Source organism: Streptomyces sp. NPDC050535 (genome assembly GCF_044457665.1).
Classification (GTDB): Bacteria; Actinomycetota; Actinomycetes; order Streptomycetales; family Streptomycetaceae; genus Streptomyces.
Window position 1 is genome coordinate 1 of the sequence record NZ_JBITHE010000014.1, and the last position, 21374, is coordinate 21374.

The window sequence follows — 21374 nt, forward strand, 5'->3', positions numbered from 1 at the left end:
TCACCACCCAGTACCTGGAGGAGGCGGACGAACTCGCCGACCGGATCGCCGTACTCCACGACGGAAAGATCGCCGCCGAGGGGAGCGCCGAGGAGTTGAAGCGGCTCATTCCCGGCGGGCACGTCAGGCTCCGCTTCACCGACCCCGGCGCCTACCAGTCCGCCGCCTCCGCCCTGCGCGAGGTCACCCGAGATGACGAGGCGCTGTCACTGCAGCTCCCGAGCGACGGCAGTCAGCGGGAACTGCGGTCCCTCCTCGACTGGCTGGACGCGGCCGGCGTCGAGGCCGACGAACTGACCGTCCACACCCCCGACCTCGACGACGTGTTCTTCGCCCTCACCGCCGCCGCCGGCGTCCCCAACCAGGCCACCCAGTCCGACCAGTCCGACCAGTCCAAGGAGACCGTCCGATGAGCTCTCTCTCCCTTGCCGTACGCGACTCGTCCACGATGCTGCGCCGCAACCTGCTGCACGCCCGGCGCTACCCGTCACTCACCCTGAACCTGCTGCTCACCCCGATCATGCTGCTGCTGCTCTTCGTCTACATCTTCGGCGATGTGATGAGCGCCGGAATCGGGGACGGGGGAGCGGACCGGTCCCGGTACATCGCGTATCTCGTTCCGGGCATCCTGATGATGACCATCGGCGGCACCACGATCGGGACCGCGGTCTCCGTCGCCATGGACATGAGCGAGGGCATCATCGCCCGCTTCCGCACCATGGCGATCCACCGCGGGTCGGTGCTCATCGGGCACGTCGTCGGCAGTGTGCTGCAGTCGGTCATCAGCGTGGTCCTCGTCGGCGCCGTCGGAGTGGCCATCGGCTTCCGGTCCACCGACGCCACCGTCCTGGAGTGGTTCGCGGCGTTCGGACTGCTCGTGCTCTTCGCCACGGCGCTCACCTGGATCGCGGTCGGTATGGGCCTGGTCAGCCCCAACGCCGAGGCGGCCAGTAACAACGCGATGCCCCTGATCTTCCTGCCGCTCATCTCCAGCACCTTCGTCCCCATCGACGCGATGCCGGGCTGGTTCCAGCCGATCGCCGAGTACCAGCCGTTCACCCCCGCCATCGAGACCCTGCGCGGGCTGCTCCTCGGCACCGAGATCGGCAACAACGGCTGGATCGCGGTCGCCTGGTGCCTGGGCCTCGCCGTCCTGGGCTACTTCTGGTCGAAGTCGGTTTTCAACCGCGATCCGAAGTAGCGGAGACGACCACGCGAGCCGCCCCACGCAGCTCGTCCCACCCGAGGGCGGCGCACTCCGACACAGCGTCGGCGTACGCCGCCCCGTCGGTGTTCTCCGCCGATCGCCGTGTTCGTGCCGCCGGCGCCGTGGGTTGGAACTGCCCCTGCATGTAGGGCCTTTCGTCTCGCGCATCGGGTTCTGGGCCGATACGCGACCGGCTGTTGCTCACCCGCCCTGCTCGTCGGTGGTGAAGAAATCGATAAGGCCGTGGGGTGCGTTGTCGCCGAGCATGAGCTCGTGGAGGTGGATGGCGTCGGTGGCCTCCGCGGCGCTGCGCGGGAACAGGGCTTGCTCGTATTCGGTGAGCGCGGCCTCGATGTCATCGGGGTGCGCGGCGATGGCCTTGCCGAGTTCGGCGCCGTCGTACATGGCCAGGTTGGCGCCCTCGCCCGACGGAATCATGAGGTGGGCGGCGTCGCCGAGCAGGGTCACCCCCGGCACACGATCCCACCGGTGCTCGCTGGGCAGGGTGTTGAGGGGCCGCAGAACCGGTGCGGTCTCGCCGTCGGTGATCAGCGCGGTGAGCTCCGGTGCCCAGCCGTCGAACTCCTGCGCGATCCGGGCGGCCGCCGCGACGGAGTCGGTGAAGTCGATGCCGGCGAACCAGTCCTGCGGCTTGCGGAGCGCCACGTAGGTGTGGAGGGTCCCGCCGCTTTCCCGATGAGCCTGGATCCCCTTCCCCGGCGCGAGCGCGAACATCGCCCCGCCGCCGACGGCTTTCGCGGTGGCTGCGTGCCGGGTGTCGGCGTCGAACAGGTAGGTCTCGACGAACGACGTGCCGACGTACTCGGGGGTGGCGTCGGAGAGCAGCGGCCGGACGCGAGACCACGCGCCGTCCGCGCCGACCAGCAGGCTCGTGACGACGGAGGTGCCGTCGGCGAAGGTCACCTCGTAGCCGCTGTCGCCGAGGGCGCGGACGCCGCCGACCTTGTGGTCCCACCGGACGGTGCCGGCCGGGAGCGAGTCGAGCAGGATCCGTCGCAGCTCACCGCGCAGTACCTCGGGACGTGCGCCCGCGCCGTCGTCGGGTTCGTCGAACAGCACGGTCCCGTCCGGGGCGAGGGCACGTGTCGCCTCGCGGCCCTCCAGGACGAGATCGCGGAACTCCTGGGTAAGGCCTGCCGCATCGAGGGCCGGCTGGCCGTTGTGGTCATGGATGTCGAGCATCCCGCCCTGTGCGCGCGCCACCGGAGAGGGCTCCGCCTCATAGACGGTGGACGAGATTCCGTGTATGTGCAGGACCCGGGCGAGCGTGAGGCCGCCGAGTCCGGCGCCGATGATCGTGACGTGGGTGGTCATGGTGCTTCCTTCCTGATCGCGGCCCGCTGGAGGAAACCCGGCAGGTCATGTCTGGAACGCCGTTCCAGCGATCCCAGGATGGAACGGTGTTCCAGGCATTGTCAAGCTGGAACGATGTTCCAGCGCGCTCTAGGATGGAGACATGGCAACCAGGACGCGCCGTCCGGAACGACGGCAGGAACCGCTCTCCCGGGAGCGCATCGTCAGCGCCGCCGTTGAACTTCTCGACACGGTGGGCGAGGGCGGCCTCACGTTCCGCGCACTGGCCGAGCGCCTCGCGACCGGCCCCGGGGCGATCTACTGGCACGTCACGGGCAAGGCCGAACTCCTCGATGCCGCCACCGGCGCCGTCGTCGCCGCCACCATCGCCGACGCCGGCACCGACGCGGCGCCGCAGGAAGCGATCCGCGCCCTCGCCCTCGGCGTGTTCGACGCGGTCGACGACCACCCGTGGGTCGGTACACAGCTCGCCCGCGCACCAGGACAGTCACCGATGCTGCGGGTCTTCGAACACATCGGACGCCAGGTCCAGGCGCTCCAGGTGCCCGAGGCCGCCCACTTCACCGCGACGTCCGCGCTGTGGAACTACATCCTCGGAGTGGCGGGCCAGAACGCCGCCAATGCACGAGCGTTCCAGCCGGGTGCGAACCGGACCGAGTTCCTCGATGCGGCGGCGACCGAATGGGCAGAACTCGACCCCGACCAGTACGTATTCACCAGATCAGTCGCCGAGCAACTGCGCGTGCACGACGACCGCGTGGAGTTCCTCGCCGGGATCGACCTCATCCTCGCGGGTATCACCGCTCGTCACCAGACGACCGGCTGACCCCGCACTCGCGTGGTACAGCCGGTCCCGAGGTGCTCGGCCGGGCCAACAAACCGGCCGGGTGACCTGCCATCGAGCAGGTGGTCAGATCTGCTTTTCCATGCTGATGGCCTGGCGGAGCTTCTCGCTCGCCTCTCCCGGTTCCTGCCGGTGGATCTCCAGCAAGGCAGCCGCGATGGCGTCGAGCTTGCGCTGGATGGCGTGCTCGGCGCGCCGCTCGGAGTTCTTCAGCAGGGCCAGGAGGAGCAGCGACACGGCGGACATCGCCTCGCCCACCATCAGCAGCCATGGGGTGGGCAGCTTCAGCAGGTGCGCGGTGATCGAGCCGCCGACCAGCACGAGGCACACGCCGAAGAAGGCGGGCGAGCTGGTGAAGTTCGAGGCGTGCTCAGCGAGCAGCGTGAATCGGCCCGGCCGGGCGCCGTCACGGTGCGCGGGGTGCTGAGGGACCATGAGATCACCGGCCGCCTTCACTGGGCGGGCCTGTCGGCAGCGGCCCGCAGGGCCCAGCCTGGCACATGGCCGAATCGTCCGCGCGACAGCGGAACCGTCACGGCTCCGGGCACGGACGGCAACGTGACGCCTACGGTCGCCGTCGACACCATGTTCTCCCTACGACCGGTCCCCGCAAGCGATCCGACGGGGCTGCCCGTGAAGATCCCGCCGGGTGTGGTCAGGCAGATTTTCTGGCTGACCTCGGACCGCGCGTCGACGAGACGCAGCGGGATCCCCACCTGCGCGTCCACCGCCGGCGGGGTGGCGCCGTGTTCACTCACCACAGGTCCTCTCTGAAACGTACTGGGGGGCAAGCGGCTCACCGCGTGCTGGGAAACGGGCTGCTGGTGCGCAGGGTGACTGGCGACATGGGCTTGGGATCAGTGGGTGGTGGGCATGCCCTCGCGCAGAGGCGCCTCAAGGTGCCTGGTCCGACAACACCCTGGCGTCCCTGGGCGCCGCCTTGTCCGGGTCGGCGACCTCCGGCAGTTCCACCGATGCATGCCCGTCGACCGTCCGCGCAATCGTCGCTGTCATCCGTGGTCCCCCAGCCGGCCGTTGCCCTGGATTCGGGCTGATGAGCCGCCCATACCCCGCTTCCTGCCGGGCATGCCGCGAGGCACCGCGGGCCACTTCACGGAGGCGTCGACGATCCCCCACAGCTCGTCGCCGGACGCGAGGCTTCTGAGCTCGCTGGTGGGTCTGATCAAGTGCACTACCAGGGGTGTCTGCGAGGATGGACTGCATGGACGCGCGGCGCAGGAATCATGTGACGGTGACCGGACGCCCCGGGGCACCCGTCGTGATGCTCGCACACGGATTCGGTTGCGATCAGAACATGTGGCGCCTGGTGGCACCGGCCCTGGAACGTGACTTCACCGTCGTTCTCTTCGACCACGTGGGAGCCGGAAACTCGGACCTGTCCGCGTGGAGCCCGGAGCGGTATTCCACGCTGGACGGGTACACCGAGGACGTCCTGGAGCTGTGCCGGGAGCTGGAGCTCGGCCCAGTGACGTTCGTGGGTCACTCGGTGAGCGCGATGATGGGCGTGCTGGCCGCCGCCCAGGACCCCGCGGCCTTCGCCGGACTGGTGCTGCTGGCGCCCTCTCCGTGTTTCGTCGACGACCCGGACACCGGTTACCGCGGCGGGTTCAGCGCCGGCGACATCGAGGAACTGCTGGAGTCGTTGGACGCGAACTACCTGGGCTGGTCGGGTGCCATGGCGCCGGTCATCATGGGCAACCCGGACCGGCCGGAGCTGGGCGAGGAGCTGACCAACAGCTTCTGCCGCACCGATCCGGCCATCGCCCGGGTCTTCGCTCGCGTGACGTTCCTGTCCGACAACCGCGCCGACCTCGCCAAAGTGACCGTACCCACGCTGGTGGCCCAGTGCTCCAGCGACGCGATCGCCCCGCCGGAGGTGGGCGCGTTCGTCCAGGCCCGGATTCCGGGCAGCCGCCTGGTCACGCTGAACGCCATCGGGCACTGCCCCCAGCTCGCCGCACCGGAGGAGACCGTCGCCGTGATCGCCGCGTTCGCCGAGGCCAACCGGTGACGCGCACTCCCGGCCGTGAAGAAGAGGGCGGCAGCGAAAGAGTCGACGGGCCGGGAAGCGAGGAGGCGGAGTTCTCGGCGCTGCTGGAGGACAGCGCGGAGGACCTGTACGAACACGCGCCCTGCGGTTACCTGTCCACCCTCCTGGACGGCCGGATCGCGAAGATCAACACGACCCTGCTGGACTGGCTCGGCTACCGGCGTGCCGAACTGCTGGGCCGCAAGTGCTTCTCCGACCTGCTCACCGTCGGTGGACGGCTCTACCACGAGACCCACTTCGCCCCGCTGCTGCGGATGCAGGGCGAGGTCAGCGGAATCGCCCTGGAACTCAAGGCGGCCGACGGTTCCCGCCTTCCGGTCCTGGTCACCTCCACGGTGAAGTCGGGCAGCGACGGGCAGCCGCTGCTGATCCGCACCACCCTCTTCGACGCCCGCGACCGCCGCGCCTACGAAACCGAACTGCTGCGTGCCCGGCAGGAAGCCGAACACGAACGCGAGCGTCTCCAGCGCCTGGCCACCACCCTGCAGAAATCGCTCCTCCCGCCCGCCCTGGCGAACGTGCCCGGCCTGGACGTGGCGGCGCACTACCACATCGCCTCCGTCGACCAGGTCGGCGGCGACTTCTACGACCTGTTCCCCCTGGCCACCGGTACCTGGGGTCTGTTCCTGGGCGACGTGTGCGGCAAAGGTGCCGCGGCGGCGGCCGTCACCTCGCTGGCCCGCTACACCCTGCGCGCGGCCGCCGTGTACAACCCGGACCCGGTCGCCGTTCTGGACAACCTGAACACGGTCCTCAACCACGAGTACCAGGGCACCGACCCCCGCTTCTGCACAGTCATCTTCGGCCGCCTCACTCCCGAACCAGACCGAGGCGGATTCTGCGTCACCCTCGCCAGCGGCGGTCATCCCCCCGCCCTGCTCATGCGCGCCGACGGCACCGCCGACTACCTGCCCACACCTGGCGGACAGCTCATCGGCGTCCTGCCCGACGTCGACGTCGCCACCGTCACCGTCCACCTGGCACCCGGCGACACCCTGCTGCTGCACACCGACGGACTCACCGAAGCGCACACCAACGCCAAGGCCGGTGACGGCCAACGCTATGGCGACGACGCCCTCCTCGAGTTCGCCTGCACCCTCGCGCCCACCACGGCATCGGACACCATCGGCGCGATTCGCGACCTCCTCGACACCTTCGGCACCGGTGTGGACGACGACACCGCCGTCCTGGCCATCCACGTGCCCCGGCCCCCCAACGAGGAGCGACAGTGCCCCAGCCCCTGACCCTCCACACCCGCACCACCCCGGCCGGAGCGGTCATCGAACTCGCCGGAGAGCTGGACCACCACACCGCCGACCAGCTCCGTGCCGCACTGCCCGGCCTCGCCCTGCGCCCGGGACAACAACTCGTTCTCGACCTCGGCGGCCTCACCTTCTGCGACTCCACCGGCATCACCGTGCTCATCGCCGCCCGCAACCACGCCCTGGCGGCCGACGCGAGCATCGCCCTGGCCGCGGTCCCCGAACGCGTCAGCCGGATCTTCCGCATGGTCGGCCTCGACCAGGTCTTCCCCACCCATCCCACGGCCCAGGACGCCGAAGCCGCCTGGCGTCCCAACACCAGCTGAGTTGCACAGGCGTGACGGGCCCGCCGCCCGCCCCATACCGCCGGATCCGCCCGGGTGACGTATCGGCCAGTCGATCAACGGGAGATCTACGCTTTCACCTGGACGTTGATCGTTACGGCGTGGGGAAGAGTGTTGCGAATGGCCAGTGCGGTCAGTGATGTTGATATGCGTGTGGTGGTAATAGAGAGCATTCCGCTGATTCTGCGCGGCCTGTGTTCCGCACTCGAAGGTGACGGGATCGCCGTCGCCGCAGGGACCCACGATCCGCTCACGGGCGTGCGAGCGGTCCGGGAGGAGCACCCCGATGTGGTCATCGTCGACCTCGACCTGTCCGGCCGCGCGGGAATCGGGCTCCTCCAGCGGTTGGGGCGGCAACACCCTGGACCGCGGCTGATCGCCACGGTGTCTCCGGAGCACGACGACGACAGTCTGCTGCTGACCGCGCTGGCAGCGGGGGCCACGGGCTATCTGCTCAAGAACACGGAGACGGCTGATCTGCTGCGCACCGTACGGGCCGTGCGGCGGGGCTATCTCACCCTGGGGCCCCGGGTCGGTGGTGAGCTCTCCGCCCTCCTGGTGCGCTTGGTGGAAGCCGACGGAACGCCCCCGTTCCCGGCACTGACCAATCGGGAGCGGGAGGTGTTACGTCTGGTATCGCTCGGCTACGGAAACCGTCGGATAGCTCAGGAGCTGTTCATATCGGAGAAGACCGTGCGCAACTATGTTTCGGCCATTCTCCCGAAAATCAATGTCTCCAGTCGGCTGGAGGCCATTGTGTCCGCGCGGCTTGCCAGCCTGGAGACGGCCTATCCCGCCCCGGGCTCCGCAGGTGTGGATGTGCAGCCGCAGAACTGCCGAACGGTGGCTGCCGAGGGGGACCGGTGCCCGGAGCAGGGGAGTGTCACGTGTCCTGGGTGACCAGGCCGGCGATCACCAGCGAGCGCACGCTCTCACGCACCTGCCGACCCACCTCCTGGGAGTCGGCCGGGAGTCCGGCTGCCCGGGCGTAGGCCGTGTGGACCGCGTCGAGGTCGCGCCCGTCGCACAGGGAGTACACCGTCCATGAGCGCGCGTTCAGCCAGTGCATCCGGGCCGTCCGTGCCGGGCTGACGACGAGTTGTCCCAGGCCGGGCAGGGCGCAGGCGTCCACCGGTGCGATCCGCTGGAGAGCGGCTTCTGGGAGGACCTCCGGCTGCTGCTGCCCCGGTCGCGCCTGCCGGGTCGTCGCCGCGGCCGGGTCAAGGGGCCGCGGCGCGTCGTCGTCAACCAGCCGCAGTGCTGTCAGGAGCCAGCGGGCGAACCGGTGTCCGTTCTCGGTGAGCGCCTGTTCCGGCAGCGACAGTACGCACTCGGCGAGGTAGCGGGCCCGTTCCGCACTGGTCCGGTACTGCCCGCTCCGGGCTGCGGGCGTACCGGGGCTGGGCTCGTCGAGGTCCTCGGCCGGCGGGGGCGCGCCGAACCTCTGCCGCACCGCGTCACCCGCGGCGGTGGCCGCGGCCCGGAAGACCAGCAGGTGCACGTAGAAGTGCAGGGCGACGAACACCCGGATGACCGTCCAGGAACCGATGCGCCAGGGGATCGGCACGCGCTCGGTGGCGTTCCTGACCACGGAGCCGGTACGGAGCGCGTCGAAGAGCTTGAGGTGGGCGCCCTCGTGCAGCAGGCTCTCCGCGGCGAGCCACGGTGACGTGCAGCGTTCCGGGGCCAGCAGCACGGTCGAGGGAAGCGGGTCACCGCCGGACATGGACTGAAGGGGGCCCTCTTCGCTCTCCCGGTGTGCGAAGCCCACCATGGTGACGTGCTCGAGCCCACCGGCTCCCGCTGCGGGCAGCAGCGTCGCCAGTAGCTCCGCGCCCTCCCGCAGAACGCCGCGGACGTCGTCCGTCGGATCGACCGGGCGGATCGCCGGGCTTCCGCCGAGCGCGTCGCGGTACAGCTCCATGAGGCGATCGGCCAGCATCTCCTGCGCGTCACCGTGCGGCGCCGGTTCGGTCAGTACCCAGGCCTCCCCGAGACCCGGCCAGGCAAGGCCGTGCGGACGGGTGAGGGCTTCGCAGGGCCCCATGGCGGACGGGGCGTCCGCGTGTCCGCTCACGTAGGCGCCGAACGAACTGTGTCCGAGTCGGCCGCTCTCCAGGCGCGCGAGGTCGACCTCGAAGCAGTTGCGCAGCACCGGGTCGTACAGCAGCGGACGGAGGCGTTCGTCGCTCGCCCCGGCCGTCGTGCGCAGCACCTCCGCGGCTTCTCCGTCATGCCGCGCCAGCATGGTCAGGCCCAGCCGGAACCGGGCGAGGTTGCGCTCGCCGATGGCGGCGGAGTCACCGAACTGCCGGTCGGCGCAGAGTATGGCGTCGGCCTGCGCCACCCGGTCTGTGACCGGCTGAACGCCGGAGGAGGAAGCTGACATCGGTGGACCGTCCTTCGGGATCGGGCGGCGGACACGGACAGGGGACACCGGTACCGGGCCCTTTTCGGGCCCGGTACCGGCAGGGCGTGCCGCGCGTCAGGCGGTCCGGACCGCCTGGTACGACGGGAGCCAGGCGCGCTCCTCCGGTGCGTCGACGGCAATCGCCGGGGTTTCGTCGTCGAGGTACGTCTGCGGAGCCAGGTCGGGGGTCTCGATGTGGTCTACCAGCATGTCCGGTCCCTTCGGTCGTCATTGGACGGAGTGGGCCCGGGCAGAACGGATGGCGCCCTGCCCGACGCATCATCTTCAGGCACCCCGTGTCCCGTGCCGATGGGCTCGATGTCCCGAATCTTGTCCCATGCCTCCGGCAAACACGCTGAACGGCTTACGCCCCAGGCGTAACGGCGGATCGCGTCGCAAGCCCCCTGCACGCTGCTGCCATGACCTCCGTCCCCGTCCCCGAACAGCGGGCCACCTACCGGGAAGTGCTGGCCGACCGGCGTTTCCGGCTGCTGTTCGTGACCCGGACCCTGGCGGTCACGGCCGACTCGCTGCGGATCATGACCCTGTCGATGCTCGTCTTCGCGACAACCGGCTCACCCCTGCTGGGCGCTCTGACGTTCGGCATCGGCTTCCTGCCGCAACTCGCCGGTTCACTCCTCCTCGGCTCGCTCGCCGATCGCGGCCGCCCGCGCCCCCTCATCACCGCGGGCTACGGCCTCCAGTGCGCGGTTGCCACCGTCATGGGAGTGGCCCAACTGCCCGTGGCGCTGGTCCTGGTCCTCCTTGCCGCGGTGTCTTGCCTGACCCCCGTCTTCAGCGGTGCGACCAACCGGCTGGTCGCCGAGACGCTCACCGGTGACGCCTACGTCCTGGGACGCTCGCTGTCCAACATGTCCTCGTCCGCGGCCCAGTTGCTCGGCCTCGCCGGTGGTGGTGCCGCGGTCGGACTCCTCGGCCCACGGACCGCGCTGCTGCTCAGCGCGGGCGCCTACCTGGTTGCCGCGGTCGCCGTCCGCCTCCGGCTGCCCGACCTGCCCGCGCCCGAGCAGGCGGTACGGCACGGATCGGACCGGGGCGCCGGCTCCGTACTGCGCCACAGCTGGTACGGCAACACCAAGCTGCTCGCCGAACGCAGGGTCCGTACGCTCCTGTTGGCCCAGTGGCTGCCACCCGCCTTCGTCACCGGCGCCGAGAGCCTGATCGTCCCGTTCGCGGGCGGTCAGGACATGCCCGCCGGTTCCGCCGGGCCGCTGCTGGCCTGCCTGCCGGTCGGCATGCTCGTCGGCGACCTGGCGGTCGCCCGCCTCGTCCGGCCAGCCGTACGGGAACGCCTCGTCGCCACACTGGTGGTGGTCCTCGGCCTGCCGCTGGCCGGCTTCGCGCTGGACCCGCCATTGCCGGTCTGCGCGGCACTCCTGCTGGTCACCGGTACCGGCTTCGCCTACGCACTCGGCCTCCAGCGCCCCTTCCTCGACGCGATCCCAGAAGCCCGCCGCGGCCAGGCGTTCGGCCTGCTCAACGCCGGGCTGATGTCCGTACAGGGAGTGGGGCCGGTCGTGTTCGGAGCCGTCGCCGAGTTCACCGACGCCGGCGCGGCCATGGCGCTCGCCGGTCTCGCGACGGTGTGCGTGGCGGCGTATCTGGCCCCGTGGCGCACGAGGCTCGGCCGCTGAATCCGGGCCCCGACACGTCTTGAACGCGCGGCCCCCGCCGGGTGCCGGTCCCGAAGACCGTGGCCAAACCGCGATCTGCGGCCGAGCCTGACGAGCCGAGCACAGCGGACGCGACGAGCGGGCCGTCACCGACGTACAACGGGGACGTCCTGCTCTGCCCCGAGAGCCTCGTGCCACTAGCACCCTTTCCCGGTTGTTCAGCACTGGGCCAGTTCGGCCAAGGCATCGAAACTTGGCTGATCCGCCCGCCGGGATGCTTCGGCTGGACCCAATTCCATGGTCACCATGAAGAAGAATCGCGGAGTTGCCGATCTCGACCTCCGGCCGATACCTAATCCCCGCTAGGTGGCTGATCACCCTGGGACGGGACCGTTGCTGATTCCGCGAAGAACTGCCAGATGGAGATCATGGCAATGATCTGACCGACAAGGTAAGCGACCTGGAGCGAGTAGTAGCGCATCTGGTAGATGGACAAAAGCAGCCCCAACCTGCTCTGCCAGTAGCGGCGTTCACCCCTGAAGGTGTCGAGGTCGAGTCCAATGGCGGTGACGGTCAGGACAAACAGCATCGTCGATACCTGAAGGGCAGCGTTTGCTGAACCCTCATCGGTGAACCATCCGACGAGTACGTCGAGCCCTACGGGCAGTGCGAACGCCCCGGTCACCGGGAGTGCCTTGATCGCGCCCCGCCGCCCTGGCAGCACCCGCCACAAGGCGCCCAGAACGAAGCCCGCCGCGGCGAATGTGGCGATCCACGCGATGAAGGTAATCACCAAGTTGGGAATGCCGAGCAGGTCCGAGAGGGTGTTCTGCCAGCCTTCGCCACGAATCTGCTCGACCCATGTATTCAGTACAGCGGCGAGGGACCCGGGAACCAGCGCGAAGCGGGCGGCCCGGACGCCGTTACCCCACCAGCCGTCCCTCGGCCCGAGAGCCAAGGCCGCGTCGACGACTGACACCGTGGCGGGCAATCGGTCGGAGACGGCTCCCGCGCTGCTGTTCACGGGCCATTTGTGCAGTCTCCGCAACTTCTTTTCCAGGAAATCTCGTTTCGGCGGTGTGTCGCCAAAGAGGCCTTGGTCAAGGCGTCGCAGCTCGGCATGGATCTCGCGGTAGGAGCGGGCCTTGTCCAAAAGTTTCCTACGGGTAGTGGGACCCGCCACTGTCGACAGGGGCAGTCCGGAAATCTCGAAGGACTGTGCCAGGACGGATCGGTGAACGAGTAGCGCCGTCGTTCTGTACAGGGTCAGCATGTAGAGGGGTATCCACAGGAACTCCAACACCGAGTTCCCGAGGTGCTCCTGAACGTCCAGTCCGACGACGACGGAAAAGAACACGAGGAAGGCCAGACGGTCAGCCGGTGCGTCGATGGGGGACAGGTGGGCCGAGGTGTTCCAGGTCCGGAGTACGGCGACGATGGCTAGGCCTGTGAGCAGCCAGCTGTGGCTGATGATGAGCCAGTCCTCGACGTAGGAGACCGACCACTGCGCCTCCCAGAGGAAGTCCTGCCAGTGCTCCTCGCCGAATCCGCCGGTCACCGGGTCACGGAGCCAGGTGGCCCGCTGCCAGTTCTGCTCTTCCACGAGAGTGAAGCAGAGGGCCATGAGCACCGCGGCCGTGAGGATCGCAGGCCCGGCTACCCGTATTCGGAATTTCCGGATCTGACCAGGAAACCGTTGGCTCTTCGGCAGTAACCGCCCGTCAGACGCCAGTCGCCAGGCGACCGCTACGAAGCCGAGCAGCAGCAGAGCCACGAGGCAGAACGAGCCAGCTGCCTCCACGGCGACTTGGCCCTCCATGCTGAGCTGCTGATCCCACGCGAAAACGAGGCCATCCAATCCGGCACTCCCCGTCGTCGCCCCAGTTGTCCCGCCCCACGTCATCATCTCCATCGCCAACGGCACGAGCGCGACTGTGATCGCGATCCAAAGGACATGCTTTGGCGGTCGGGCGAAGTTGAGAAGCACGACGACGGACCCCAGGGCGCAGAGTCTTTGCACGTCGACCTGGAGGAGGGTGTTGGTCAGGTCGTCGACGGCGGCCAACGCGTGGAGGCCCGCGGCGGTCAGTGCCCACGTCTCCAGGTTGTCGAGGGAGCGGGCCTGGGGATAGGTCGGCACCCATATGCGCTTGCGGTAGCGCCGGACCGCCGTCATGAGCAGGAAGGCCAAAGCGGCAGCCCAGAGCAGCGCGCCGAGGAAGTTCAGCGCCACAGAGACTGAATGGCTGCTCAATGCCGCCCAGGAACGCTGCCAGGACGGCCTGATCGCGACTGTCAGGTCGAGCTCGGACGGTACGTGTTTCGCGGCTGACCCGGTGCCCAGTTCCACCCGCCCCGGGTGCCACACCAGGGCCGTGGCTCCTTCGCCCGCCGTGGTCTCTGGCGCCGTCCACTCGGCTCCGGGTCTACCGGGATTCACAGTGATCTTGTCCCATGAGGCGCCCCACAGGGCGTACGGAGCCGAAAGGCTCACGGTCCACCGCTCCGGGTTGATCACACGCACGCGCCACAGCGCGACCTCGATGGTGTCCTGGTGGTAACTGACCCAGCTGTGCGCCTCATGGACGACCTTGATCCGGTCGCCCGTCGACGTCACCACCGGCTTCCTGGTCCGAAACTCCGACCATCTCTGCTCGCCCTGCTCGCTGCCCAGGAGACAGGACATCGCCTTGATGTACGGACGGCTGTCCTCACTGAGCAACAGGTCGTGAGCGAGCGGCCAGGTGCCGGGAAGATCGACAGTCAGACTGGTAACGATCTTTGCGTAAGTCCGATCATCATGCTCCAGCAGCACTGACGTACTTACCTTGGCTCCAGTGAGCCCGGCACGCTCACATCGTTCCTCCGGCGAAGGCTCCGCTGCCCACGAGCTAGCTGGTGTGATCGAAAGAGCTAATGCTGCCACCAAAACGAGAACGGCAATGGCCCATCCGGACACATGGCTTCGCAATGGATCTGTCCTCCCCCACCGCAACGTTGTGCCGCACATCATGACGCGCCGAGCCCTGCCAGGGGGTGCACCCGGCGAGGTACTTCTTGGAAGACGCCGACCAGTGGCCGTAAGGGAGGGAAAACGACCGCCCGCCCGCGTCATGCGAGCTGTGCCGTACGCGTGTGCTCACGGGAATTACCGGCCGTGCTTGACCAGGAGGCTCCCCGCTCGTCCTCATTGGGTGTGGCGGCGGACCGCGTCGAGGAGTTGGTCGATGTCGGTGGCGCTGTGGGAGAAGGCGGTGACGAGCCGGACGATTCCCGGTTCCCAGCGGTCGTGGTAGAAGGCGTAACCCTCGGCGAGGAGTCCTTCGGTGACCTTTTGGGGCAGGCGGCAGAAGAGGATGTTGGCCTGCGGGGTGGCCAGAAGGCCGGCGCCGGGGATGGTCTTGAGGCCGTCGCCGAGCCGGGTGGCCATCGCGTTGGCCTGACGGGCGTTGTGCAGCCAGAGGCCGTCGGTGAGGTACGCGTCGATCTGGGCCGTGTGGAAGCGCATCTTGGAGGCGAGCTGGCCGGCGCGTTTGGCGCGGAAGGCGAGCTCCGGGGCGAGTGCGGGGTCGAAGGAGACGATGGCGTCGGCGGTCATCGCGCCGTTCTTGGTGGCACCGAAGGACAGCACGTCGATGCCGGCCTTCCAGGTCATCTCGGCCGGGGTGGCGCCGAGATGGTCCAGGGCGTTGGCGAAGCGCGCGCCGTCCATGTGGACGCGCAGTCCCGCGTCCTTGGCGATGGCGGACAGCCGACGGATCTCCTCCAGGGAGTAGACGCTGCCACTCTCGGTGGCCTGGCTGATGCTCACCGCGGACGGCTGCACGCTGTGCACGTCACCGGCCCGGCGGCGCACCGCCGCCCGCAGCGCTTCGGGGTCGATCTTGCTGTCGGCGCCCGGTACGCCGACGAGCTTGGCGCCGTTGGTGAAGAACTCCGGAGCGCCGCATTCGTCGGTGTTGATGTGGCTGTCGGGGTGGGAGAGCACGCTGCCCCACGGTGGGGTGAGGGCGGCCAGGCTCAGGCCGTTGGCGGCGGACCCGGTGAACACCGGGAAGACATCGACGTCCCGTTCGAAGATCTCGCAGAGCCTGCGGCGGGCGCTGTCGGTGAAGGGGTCGTTGCCGTACGGCAGGACCTGCCCGGTGGCCGCGTCGGCGACGGCCTGGGCTATCTGCGGGGATGCTCCGGCCATGTTGTCGCTGCTGAAGGCGCGGCTGGAGGGGGTGATCGCGTGGGTGGTGCTCATGGGGTCTTCCTTGGTCTCAGGTGCTGCCCGGTCTCAGGCGCTGATGGGGGAGGCGAAGACGACGGTGATGTCCACTTCCTCGACGCCGGTGCGGTAGAAGTGCGGGGCGTCCCCGGCGAAGGCGAGCATGTCGCCGGGGCCCAGATCCTGCGGGGCGTCGACGGGGCCGGCGGTGACGTGTCCGGTGGCGACGAGCAGGTGCTCGATCGTGCCGGTGGCGTGCGGGACGCCGGGCAGCTCCGTCTCGGGCGGAATGCGCAGCCGCCAGATCTCCAGGCTGTTGCCGCTGCTGATACGGCGCAGTAGTTCCCGGGAGACCTCGCCGGGCTCGACGTCCGTGCCCGGCCGGAAGACCGGCCCGGTGTCGGCGTCCCGCGCCAGCAGGTCGGCGATCGGGATGCGCAGGGCGATCGCGATCGCGTCCAGGGTGTCGATCGTCGGATTGCCGTTGCCGGCCTCCAGTTGCGACAGCGTGGCCTTGCTCAGTCCGGCGCGCCGGGCCATCTCGGCGGCACTCATCCCGCGCTGCTGCCGGCGCAGGCGGATCTTCGTACCGACCGCGGCCGCGGTGCTGCTCACCGGCTGACGGCCGGACGGCGGGGGCGTCATCAGCGGCTCCTGTGCGTTGCGTTGTAGGCCACGCGGATACGGCCCTTCTTGACCTTCGGCGTCGGCAGCACCACTTCGGCCAGGTTGCCGAGGCTGTGCACATGCGTGCCTCCGCCGGGCGCGGCGGGCAGCTCGTGCAGGTGCACCACGCGCTGCCCGTCGGCGGGGCGGCGTGCGAAGACCGGCAGATCGTCAGCGACCACGGCTGCCAGTGCGGCGTGCGGCGCGGTGTGAACCGTCCGCGCCAGAAGGCCGATCCGGGCTCGTGCTTCCTGTCCCTCGGTGAAGAGCAGAAGGCTGCCGTCCTCGGGCGTCATCGCCACGACCAGCCCCGACCGGCGGTCTCGCACCGGGATGATCTCCGCGTCTCCCAGCCACCCCGGTCGGCGGGCTTGCCTCCACGAAGGTAGTTGCCCCATGCGCCTGCGCGAAGGAGTCGCATTCTGATGAACCATGCGTTCACTATAACGAACTATTTAGTGGGCATGGGGGTCGCCATAGGGCTGACTTGGCACGACACGGCTGAGGTTTGGTGGCGGTGCTCGCGGGTCGAGGTTCCTCGCCTCAAAGCCCTTCGCCTCGAAGCCCTTTCCTCAACGCACGCTCGTTACGCAGGGTCGAGCTCGGCGAACGCTTGTCGGCTGTGCGCGAGCAACTCGCGCGCGGCGGGGTTGTGCGGGGGTTTCCAGATCAGGGCGAGCAGGGCGGGTGTCGCGACGTCGTCGATGGTGCGGGCGGTGAGCCGGTCGCGGTAGCTCGCGGCCATCGATTCGCTGAGGACGGCGACGCCCAGTCCGCGGGCGGCGAGGTCGGCAATGGCATCCGAGGCGCTGGCTTGCAGCGCGATCACGGGTTGGAGATTCTGTGCGGCACAGGCTTGGTCGAATACGGTACGCAGGCCCGTGCCGGGTGGCATGCACACGATTGGGTGTCCGACGAGGTCGCGCAGAGTGACCCGCCTCCGGCCCGCCAGGGGGTGCCCGGCCGGAACGGCTACGACGAGCCGCTCGCTGATGATTGTCAGCGCGTCCACCCCGTCGGGGATGGCGGTTGCTGTCCCGATGAGAGCCAGATCGATGGTGCCGGCGCGCACTCCATCGAGGAGCCGGTCGGAGTTGTCCTCCAGTAGCGAGATCTCCACCCCGGGATGCGCCCGGTGGAACACGGCGAGCGCCTCGAACAGTGGCGTGAGGGTGCAGCCCATCACCATCCCGACCGTGAGTCGCCCCCGGATCAGGCCGGTGACCTCGCCGACCGCCTGGCCCACCGCCCCGGCCGCCGCGAGCGCGGCGCGGGCGTGTTCGAGCGCTGCCGTTCCCGCGACAGTAAGGGTGGCGGTTCGCGCCGACCGGTCGAACAACTCGGCGCCGAGTTCACGCTCCAACTGGCGGATCTGGGCGCTGACGCCGGACTGGCTGATGTGTACTCGCTCGGCGGCCCGGGTGAAGTTCCGCTCCTCAGCGACCGCGACGAAGTACTCCAGTTGCCTCAGATCCATGACTGTGAATTCTAGTTACAAGCAGATCCATCTGTTGGACTTCTGACGATCGGGCGCTCAGGCTGGGAGGTGCCAAAGCCGACCTCAGGAGGCATCAGTGCCGGAGTACGAGAAGGCCATGCGGCCCGAAGAAATCACCCGCTTGTTCGTCGAACGGTCCAACGCCGGTGACGCGGCCGGGGTCGCCGAGCTCTACGAAGAGGACGCGGTGATGGCCTATCCGCCCGGCGGCCGGACGGTGGGCCGGGAGGCGATTCGTGCACTGTGGGAAAAGGTGCTGGCCAACCGCCCCCGCTTCGAGCCGGAACAACCGCTGCCGACGCTGATCAGCGGCGACATCGCCCTCACATCCACGCCGCCGAAAGACGGGGCAGGCGCTCGGGCGCAGGTCGTCCGGCGCCAGCCTGACGGAAGCTGGCTGCGCCTGCTGGACCAGCCCGAGTTCGTACCGCCCACTCGCTGAACCCGTCTCACCGTCCTCGCTGGAGGTGCCGGCACGCGGGACCGGCGTCAGGCTGTCCTCTCCCGCTCGCTCGGGCTCGTGATGGGCACGAATCTTCTTCCTGTCCTGGCTCGCGCAGTCCATAGCGGGAGTCGCCGCCTTTGACGAACAGCGGCTGCGCCATCTCCAAGCGCCCCTCGGCTGGGGAGAGTGGGCTGCCGGAGGCTCAGTCGCGATGCCTGTCGGGCCGAGTCTTCAGCCGCCGGTCCAGTTCGCTGCCGGCCTCGTCGTACCCGGCGTCGGAGATCCGCTGCAACTCGCGCAGGTCGCCGGTCGCGGCCGCGCGGCGAGTGAGCAGGGATCCAGCGTGCATGGATCCCTCGTCCAGCAGTTCGCTCAGCGCACCGAGGTCGCCGTCCGCGTCGGCGAGGTCGGCCAGCCGGTCCAAAGCGGTCTCGTTGCCCTCGTCGGCCAGCGCGCGCAACGTCTCCCGATCAGCATTCATGTTCGCCATGGCCCTATGGTGCAACCCTGCCCCAGGGGAAGGGTCAAGTGGAAAGATGACCGGATGATCACCATCGGGCAGTTGGCCAGGTACGTCGGAGTGTCGATCAAGACCATCCGCGTTTACCACGACAAGGGACTGCTTCCCGAGCCCGACCGTGATGCGTCCGGCTATCGGCGGTACGGCGCGAGCGATGCCATCGACCTGATCAAGATCCGCACCCTCGCGGAAGCCGGCGTCCCCCTGGCCCGTATCAGGGACCTGAGATCAGCGACCGACGAGGAGTTTCAGCGGGCGCTGCGCGAGATCGACGCCGAGCTCGACTCTCGCATCCGCGGCCTGCGGTCGACGCAGGGACGCCTGCGCCAGCTCGCCGCCGGACGGCTCGCGCCGCAGCCCACCGAGGTCGGCGCCTACCTGAAGGACCTGGCCCGCTGGGGATTCACGCCACGATGGGTGGACCTGCAACGCGACCTGTGGATCCTCGTGTTCGCCACCCACCCGGACCGCGCGATCACCCTGTTCGACGACCAGGCCGACAGCCTCGCCGACCCGGGTCTACGGCAACTCTTCCTCGACTACGACCACGCACACGACCTCGATGCCGAGGATCCCCGCATCGACGACCTCGCCCACCGGATCACCGAGGCGACTCGGGAACGATATGGACTCCGCGAACTGCCCGGGCTCGACGCGGCCTCCGAGATCCCCGGCCTCATCCAGGGCACGGTCAACGCCTCGTCCCCGGCGTGGCGGCGACTCGACACGCTCATTCGCGCGCGGCTGGACGAATGACTCGGCGCGGCCGGCTCGATGACCACGACTACCCGCCTACACGATGGGCCGGGCCGTCGGCACCACCCAGGGCTTCCCCTCGCGCTATCGGCGAAGCCCGCCTCATCACGATCACGAGGGATCACACCGTCGGGGGAGTGGCACGGTGGCCGCGCGCAGCTGATAGCCGTCGTGCCAGGTGCCATCCACGTGCCGTGCCGCGGTTCCCCCAGGCGTCGGGTTGGCTCGATCTGTCATAGACGTGATCAACGCACACCCGAAGACTGGGGCAGTTCTCGGTCGATCGCCGCGACGGGCCTTATTTCCTGGAGACCGCATGCGTACTCACCTTGCCGCTGCTCTCGGCGCCGCCGTGCTGGTTGGGGGCACGCTTCTGGGCACCCCAGCGGCCGACGCCCACGCCGCCGACTACCCGATCAGCGAATTCGACATCACCGTCGGGAACACGTACACGAAGGGCCTGATCACCTGGTACGACCGGCAGGTCGTCGTGATCGGCGAGCACAAATCGGTGAGCGCGGCCAGCGTGGAGAGTTGCCGGGCGACGCGGGCGTACACCCTCGACACCCACGACGGGCAGTTGGGAGACGGCCTCAGCGACAACATCGTGTGCGCCGCGAGCGCCAGCTTCCACTTCGATGTGCCGGCGAACGTCCCCGGCGGAGCGGCGGTAGTGCGGGTCTGCCTCACGGACGGATTCCACAAGCCCCTGCTCTGCAAGCGCTACGGCCGCTGATCCACATCCCGTGCAGCCGGACGAGCCTCTGCCCACGGGTATCAAGTCCTGGTCTGAGGCCATCCGACCTCGATCCGGTTCCCTCGCCCGGTACTCTCCCGGACTCTCCCGAACAGCGAGCCGGGTCCCTAGATTGAGGAAGTAAGAGAGGCCATCGGAGGGCGAGATGCTGTTCAACGAGCTTCCGCACGGATCCATACCCAAGCTGGAGCGCCCGGGATCGATACGCGAGCAGGTGTACGGGGCGCTGCTGGAGCTGATCAGTTCACGGTCGCTGCACCCTGGTCAGCACCTGGTGGAGAGCGAGCTCGCGGGTCATCTTGGGGTCTCCCGGCAGCCCGTACGAGAGGCGCTGCAGCGGTTGAACACCGAAGGATGGGTGGACCTTCGTCCTGCCCAGGGCGCCTTCGTTCACGAGCCGACCGGGGACGAGACCGATCAGCTCTTCGTCGTCCGCGTACTGCTGGAGACCGAGGCGGCGCGCCTGGCCGCGGTGGGTCCCTCGACAGACGGACTCGAGCGGCTGGACGAGCTGTGCGAGTGGGGCGAGGCCGCGGTCGCCGCCGACGACGTGGACGCGGTGGTGATCGCCAACGCCACGTTCCACGCCTGTGTCATGGAACTGGCGGGTAACGCGGTGCTCGCCGAGCTGGCCGCCCATGTCGAGCAGAGGGTCCGTCGGTACTACACACCCATTGTCAGTCAGGCCTGGGTGGAGCATCGCGAGCTGATCGCGGCCATCGCCGCCCACGATGACGCACGCGCCCAGCAGGTCATGCGCGCTCACACGGTGGACGCCAGGACGCGTTTTCCCCCGAGGCCGAGCCGTTGACGTATTCGGGCTGATCGCAGGCGAGTCGGAGAGCAGGGCGACAGGCGCTACTCGTTGTCCCGGGCACAGACAGAAGCGCGGCGTTCGCTCGCATCATGGTCAGCCGCCGCGGTGCGGGGTCGCCTGTGTGTCCGGTGGGGTGCGTGCGGTGCGTTCCTGCGCGTCGAGGAGTTCGTCGCTGTGTTCGATGGCCCAGCGTCCGAGTGCTGTCATGGGGCCGTCGACGAGGCTTTGTCCAAGGCTGGTGAGGCCGTATTCGACACGGGGTGGTGCCTGCGCGTGGGCGTGGCGGTCGATGAGCCCGTTCGCGTGCAGGCGGTGGAGGGTGTCGGTGAGGACTTTGTCGCTGATGGCGCCGATGGCGGTGCGTAGGGCGTGACGCCGGCGCGGTCCGGTGCGTAGGGCGGCGAGTACGACGGGGTCCCAGGTATGGGTGAACAGGTCGGTGGCTGCGCGGAGTTGGCAGTCGGCGACCAGTTCGTAGCAGTGGGTTTCGTGGTCGGTCATCTCGCCGCCCATCATCGCGCACGGGGCACGCACCTGTTGGTGCGTAACGCCTTCCTTACCGTGGCTGCCTGAATCTGACCGCGGTTTGAGAGGC

Annotated in this window: 24 protein-coding genes; 12 read left to right on the forward strand and 12 right to left on the reverse strand. The window is 68.8% G+C overall.

Translation table 11 applies throughout. The features are described from left to right. Both ACIBLC_RS27615 and ACIBLC_RS27620 read left to right on the forward strand, forming a co-directional pair. A partial coding sequence (locus tag ACIBLC_RS27615) for a DUF4162 domain-containing protein (protein WP_399213926.1) occupies positions 1-413 on the forward strand: 413 nt, incomplete at its 5' end. Then, positions 410-1201 (forward strand): ABC transporter permease, encoded by a 792-nt coding sequence (locus ACIBLC_RS27620; RefSeq protein WP_399213927.1) that lies wholly within the window; start codon positions 410-412, stop codon positions 1199-1201. The genes ACIBLC_RS27615 and ACIBLC_RS27620, both read left to right, overlap by 4 nt. Positions 1202-1408: 207 nt before the next feature. Here the strand turns inward: ACIBLC_RS27620 and ACIBLC_RS27625 are convergent, their stop codons facing one another. Next, entirely contained in the window at positions 1409-2542 is a 1134-nt protein-coding gene (locus tag ACIBLC_RS27625) for an FAD-dependent oxidoreductase (protein WP_399213928.1), read from the reverse strand. Between the two features lie 142 nt (positions 2543-2684). Here ACIBLC_RS27625 and ACIBLC_RS27630 point away from each other — a divergent pair, with 142 nt between their 5' ends. Then, the gene (locus ACIBLC_RS27630; RefSeq protein ID WP_399213929.1) at positions 2685-3368 is read left to right on the forward strand and encodes a TetR/AcrR family transcriptional regulator; all 684 of its coding nucleotides are present in this window, start codon (positions 2685-2687) and stop codon (positions 3366-3368) included. An 84-nt stretch (positions 3369-3452) separates the two neighbouring features. On the opposite strand, the gene ACIBLC_RS27635 is transcribed toward ACIBLC_RS27630, so the two are convergent. Then, entirely contained in the window at positions 3453-3821 is a 369-nt protein-coding gene (locus tag ACIBLC_RS27635; RefSeq protein ID WP_399213930.1) for a low affinity iron permease family protein, read from the reverse strand. Positions 3822-3838: 17 nt separating this feature from the next. Next, complete coding sequence (locus ACIBLC_RS27640) at positions 3839-4144, reverse strand: hypothetical protein (protein WP_399213931.1); 306 nt, start codon at positions 4142-4144, stop codon at positions 3839-3841. Between the two features lie 464 nt (positions 4145-4608). Between ACIBLC_RS27640 and ACIBLC_RS27645 the strand changes: the two genes are divergently transcribed. The 4 genes from ACIBLC_RS27645 to ACIBLC_RS27660 all read left to right on the forward strand — a co-directional run bounded on the left by ACIBLC_RS27645 (position 4609) and on the right by ACIBLC_RS27660 (position 7963). Beyond that, the gene (locus ACIBLC_RS27645; protein ID WP_399214141.1) at positions 4609-5418 is read left to right on the forward strand and encodes an alpha/beta fold hydrolase; all 810 of its coding nucleotides are present in this window, start codon (positions 4609-4611) and stop codon (positions 5416-5418) included. Then, complete coding sequence (locus tag ACIBLC_RS27650) at positions 5415-6701, forward strand: PP2C family protein-serine/threonine phosphatase (protein ID WP_399213932.1); 1287 nt, start codon at positions 5415-5417, stop codon at positions 6699-6701. Before ACIBLC_RS27645 ends, ACIBLC_RS27650 begins: the two co-directional genes overlap by 4 nt. Beyond that, positions 6686-7045: an STAS domain-containing protein gene (locus tag ACIBLC_RS27655; RefSeq protein ID WP_399213933.1), complete on the forward strand. Its 360-nt coding sequence runs from the start codon at positions 6686-6688 to the stop codon at positions 7043-7045. Before ACIBLC_RS27650 ends, ACIBLC_RS27655 begins: the two co-directional genes overlap by 16 nt. Positions 7046-7183: 138 nt before the next feature. Next, entirely contained in the window at positions 7184-7963 is a 780-nt protein-coding gene (locus tag ACIBLC_RS27660) for a response regulator transcription factor (RefSeq protein WP_399213935.1), read from the forward strand. On the opposite strand, the gene ACIBLC_RS27665 is transcribed toward ACIBLC_RS27660, so the two are convergent. After that, positions 7947-9452 carry an aKG-HExxH-type peptide beta-hydroxylase gene (locus ACIBLC_RS27665; protein WP_399213936.1) on the reverse strand — a complete coding sequence of 502 codons (1506 nt, stop codon included), beginning with the start codon at positions 9450-9452 and terminating at the stop codon, positions 7947-7949. The two genes, ACIBLC_RS27660 and ACIBLC_RS27665, sit on opposite strands and share 17 nt — an antisense overlap. 96 nt (positions 9453-9548) lie before the next feature. Continuing rightward, positions 9549-9683 carry a hypothetical protein gene (locus ACIBLC_RS27670; RefSeq protein WP_383688437.1) on the reverse strand — a complete coding sequence of 45 codons (135 nt, stop codon included), beginning with the start codon at positions 9681-9683 and terminating at the stop codon, positions 9549-9551. A gap of 209 nt (positions 9684-9892) precedes the next feature. Between ACIBLC_RS27670 and ACIBLC_RS27675 the strand changes: the two genes are divergently transcribed. Further along, the gene (locus ACIBLC_RS27675) at positions 9893-11128 is read left to right on the forward strand and encodes an MFS transporter (RefSeq protein WP_399213937.1); all 1236 of its coding nucleotides are present in this window, start codon (positions 9893-9895) and stop codon (positions 11126-11128) included. Positions 11129-11459: 331 nt separating this feature from the next. On the opposite strand, the gene ACIBLC_RS27680 is transcribed toward ACIBLC_RS27675, so the two are convergent. The 5 genes from ACIBLC_RS27680 to ACIBLC_RS27700 all read right to left on the reverse strand — a co-directional run bounded on the left by ACIBLC_RS27680 (position 11460) and on the right by ACIBLC_RS27700 (position 17463). Next, positions 11460-14222, reverse strand: coding sequence for a DUF6185 family protein (locus ACIBLC_RS27680; protein WP_399213938.1), 2763 nt, complete (start codon positions 14220-14222; stop codon positions 11460-11462). A gap of 72 nt (positions 14223-14294) precedes the next feature. Further along, positions 14295-15356: a threonine aldolase family protein gene (locus ACIBLC_RS27685; RefSeq protein WP_399213940.1), complete on the reverse strand. Its 1062-nt coding sequence runs from the start codon at positions 15354-15356 to the stop codon at positions 14295-14297. 33 nt (positions 15357-15389) lie between these two features. Beyond that, complete coding sequence (locus tag ACIBLC_RS27690) at positions 15390-15965, reverse strand: helix-turn-helix domain-containing protein (protein WP_399213942.1); 576 nt, start codon at positions 15963-15965, stop codon at positions 15390-15392. Beyond that, complete coding sequence (locus ACIBLC_RS27695; RefSeq protein ID WP_399213943.1) at positions 15965-16315, reverse strand: hypothetical protein; 351 nt, start codon at positions 16313-16315, stop codon at positions 15965-15967. The genes ACIBLC_RS27690 and ACIBLC_RS27695 overlap by 1 nt, the downstream gene beginning before the upstream one ends. A gap of 257 nt (positions 16316-16572) precedes the next feature. Further along, entirely contained in the window at positions 16573-17463 is an 891-nt protein-coding gene (locus ACIBLC_RS27700) for a LysR family transcriptional regulator (RefSeq protein WP_399213944.1), read from the reverse strand. A gap of 97 nt (positions 17464-17560) precedes the next feature. On the opposite strand from ACIBLC_RS27700, the gene ACIBLC_RS27705 reads away from it, so the two are divergent. After that, positions 17561-17926: a YybH family protein gene (locus tag ACIBLC_RS27705; protein ID WP_399213945.1), complete on the forward strand. Its 366-nt coding sequence runs from the start codon at positions 17561-17563 to the stop codon at positions 17924-17926. A 205-nt stretch (positions 17927-18131) separates the two neighbouring features. Here the strand turns inward: ACIBLC_RS27705 and ACIBLC_RS27710 are convergent, their stop codons facing one another. Continuing rightward, positions 18132-18419 carry a hypothetical protein gene (locus ACIBLC_RS27710; protein ID WP_399213946.1) on the reverse strand — a complete coding sequence of 96 codons (288 nt, stop codon included), beginning with the start codon at positions 18417-18419 and terminating at the stop codon, positions 18132-18134. A gap of 54 nt (positions 18420-18473) precedes the next feature. Here ACIBLC_RS27710 and ACIBLC_RS27715 point away from each other — a divergent pair, with 54 nt between their 5' ends. The 3 genes from ACIBLC_RS27715 (at position 18474) to ACIBLC_RS27725 (ending at position 20773) form a co-directional block, all read left to right on the forward strand. Continuing rightward, on the forward strand, positions 18474-19205 hold the full coding sequence (locus ACIBLC_RS27715) for a MerR family transcriptional regulator (protein WP_399213947.1): 732 nt from the start codon (positions 18474-18476) through the stop codon (positions 19203-19205). Positions 19206-19521: 316 nt separating this feature from the next. After that, a complete protein-coding gene (locus tag ACIBLC_RS27720) occupies positions 19522-19941 on the forward strand; it encodes a hypothetical protein (protein ID WP_399213948.1) in 420 nt (139 codons plus the stop codon). Between the two features lie 166 nt (positions 19942-20107). Continuing rightward, positions 20108-20773: a GntR family transcriptional regulator gene (locus ACIBLC_RS27725; protein WP_399213949.1), complete on the forward strand. Its 666-nt coding sequence runs from the start codon at positions 20108-20110 to the stop codon at positions 20771-20773. Positions 20774-20872: 99 nt separating this feature from the next. Here the strand turns inward: ACIBLC_RS27725 and ACIBLC_RS27730 are convergent, their stop codons facing one another. Then, entirely contained in the window at positions 20873-21280 is a 408-nt protein-coding gene (locus ACIBLC_RS27730; protein ID WP_399213950.1) for a winged helix-turn-helix transcriptional regulator, read from the reverse strand. Positions 21281-21374: the final 94 nt, after the last annotated feature.

Bases quoted from the DNA above. Each gene is read 5' to 3' on its own strand.
- ACIBLC_RS27690 (WP_399213942.1), bottom strand. From the start codon at position 15,965: ATGACGCCCCCGCCGTCCGGCCGTCAGCCGGTGAGCAGCACCGCGGCC.
- ACIBLC_RS27660 (WP_399213935.1), top strand. From the start codon at position 7,184: ATGGCCAGTGCGGTCAGTGATGTTGATATGCGTGTGGTGGTAATAGAG.
- ACIBLC_RS27710 (WP_399213946.1), bottom strand. From the start codon at position 18,419: ATGGCGAACATGAATGCTGATCGGGAGACGTTGCGCGCGCTGGCCGAC.
- ACIBLC_RS27715 (WP_399213947.1), top strand. From the start codon at position 18,474: ATGATCACCATCGGGCAGTTGGCCAGGTACGTCGGAGTGTCGATCAAG.
- ACIBLC_RS27645 (WP_399214141.1), top strand. From the start codon at position 4,609: ATGGACGCGCGGCGCAGGAATCATGTGACGGTGACCGGACGCCCCGGG.
- ACIBLC_RS27620 (WP_399213927.1), top strand. From the start codon at position 410: ATGAGCTCTCTCTCCCTTGCCGTACGCGACTCGTCCACGATGCTGCGC.
- ACIBLC_RS27670 (WP_383688437.1), bottom strand. From the start codon at position 9,683: ATGCTGGTAGACCACATCGAGACCCCCGACCTGGCTCCGCAGACGTAC.
- ACIBLC_RS27635 (WP_399213930.1), bottom strand. From the start codon at position 3,821: ATGGTCCCTCAGCACCCCGCGCACCGTGACGGCGCCCGGCCGGGCCGA.
- ACIBLC_RS27685 (WP_399213940.1), bottom strand. From the start codon at position 15,356: ATGAGCACCACCCACGCGATCACCCCCTCCAGCCGCGCCTTCAGCAGC.
- ACIBLC_RS27730 (WP_399213950.1), bottom strand. From the start codon at position 21,280: ATGACCGACCACGAAACCCACTGCTACGAACTGGTCGCCGACTGCCAA.
- ACIBLC_RS27630 (WP_399213929.1), top strand. From the start codon at position 2,685: ATGGCAACCAGGACGCGCCGTCCGGAACGACGGCAGGAACCGCTCTCC.
- ACIBLC_RS27675 (WP_399213937.1), top strand. From the start codon at position 9,893: ATGACCTCCGTCCCCGTCCCCGAACAGCGGGCCACCTACCGGGAAGTG.
- ACIBLC_RS27680 (WP_399213938.1), bottom strand. From the start codon at position 14,222: ATGACGCGGGCGGGCGGTCGTTTTCCCTCCCTTACGGCCACTGGTCGG.
- ACIBLC_RS27665 (WP_399213936.1), bottom strand. From the start codon at position 9,452: ATGTCAGCTTCCTCCTCCGGCGTTCAGCCGGTCACAGACCGGGTGGCG.
- ACIBLC_RS27720 (WP_399213948.1), top strand. From the start codon at position 19,522: ATGCGTACTCACCTTGCCGCTGCTCTCGGCGCCGCCGTGCTGGTTGGG.
- ACIBLC_RS27700 (WP_399213944.1), bottom strand. From the start codon at position 17,463: ATGGATCTGAGGCAACTGGAGTACTTCGTCGCGGTCGCTGAGGAGCGG.
- ACIBLC_RS27725 (WP_399213949.1), top strand. From the start codon at position 20,108: ATGCTGTTCAACGAGCTTCCGCACGGATCCATACCCAAGCTGGAGCGC.
- ACIBLC_RS27625 (WP_399213928.1), bottom strand. From the start codon at position 2,542: ATGACCACCCACGTCACGATCATCGGCGCCGGACTCGGCGGCCTCACG.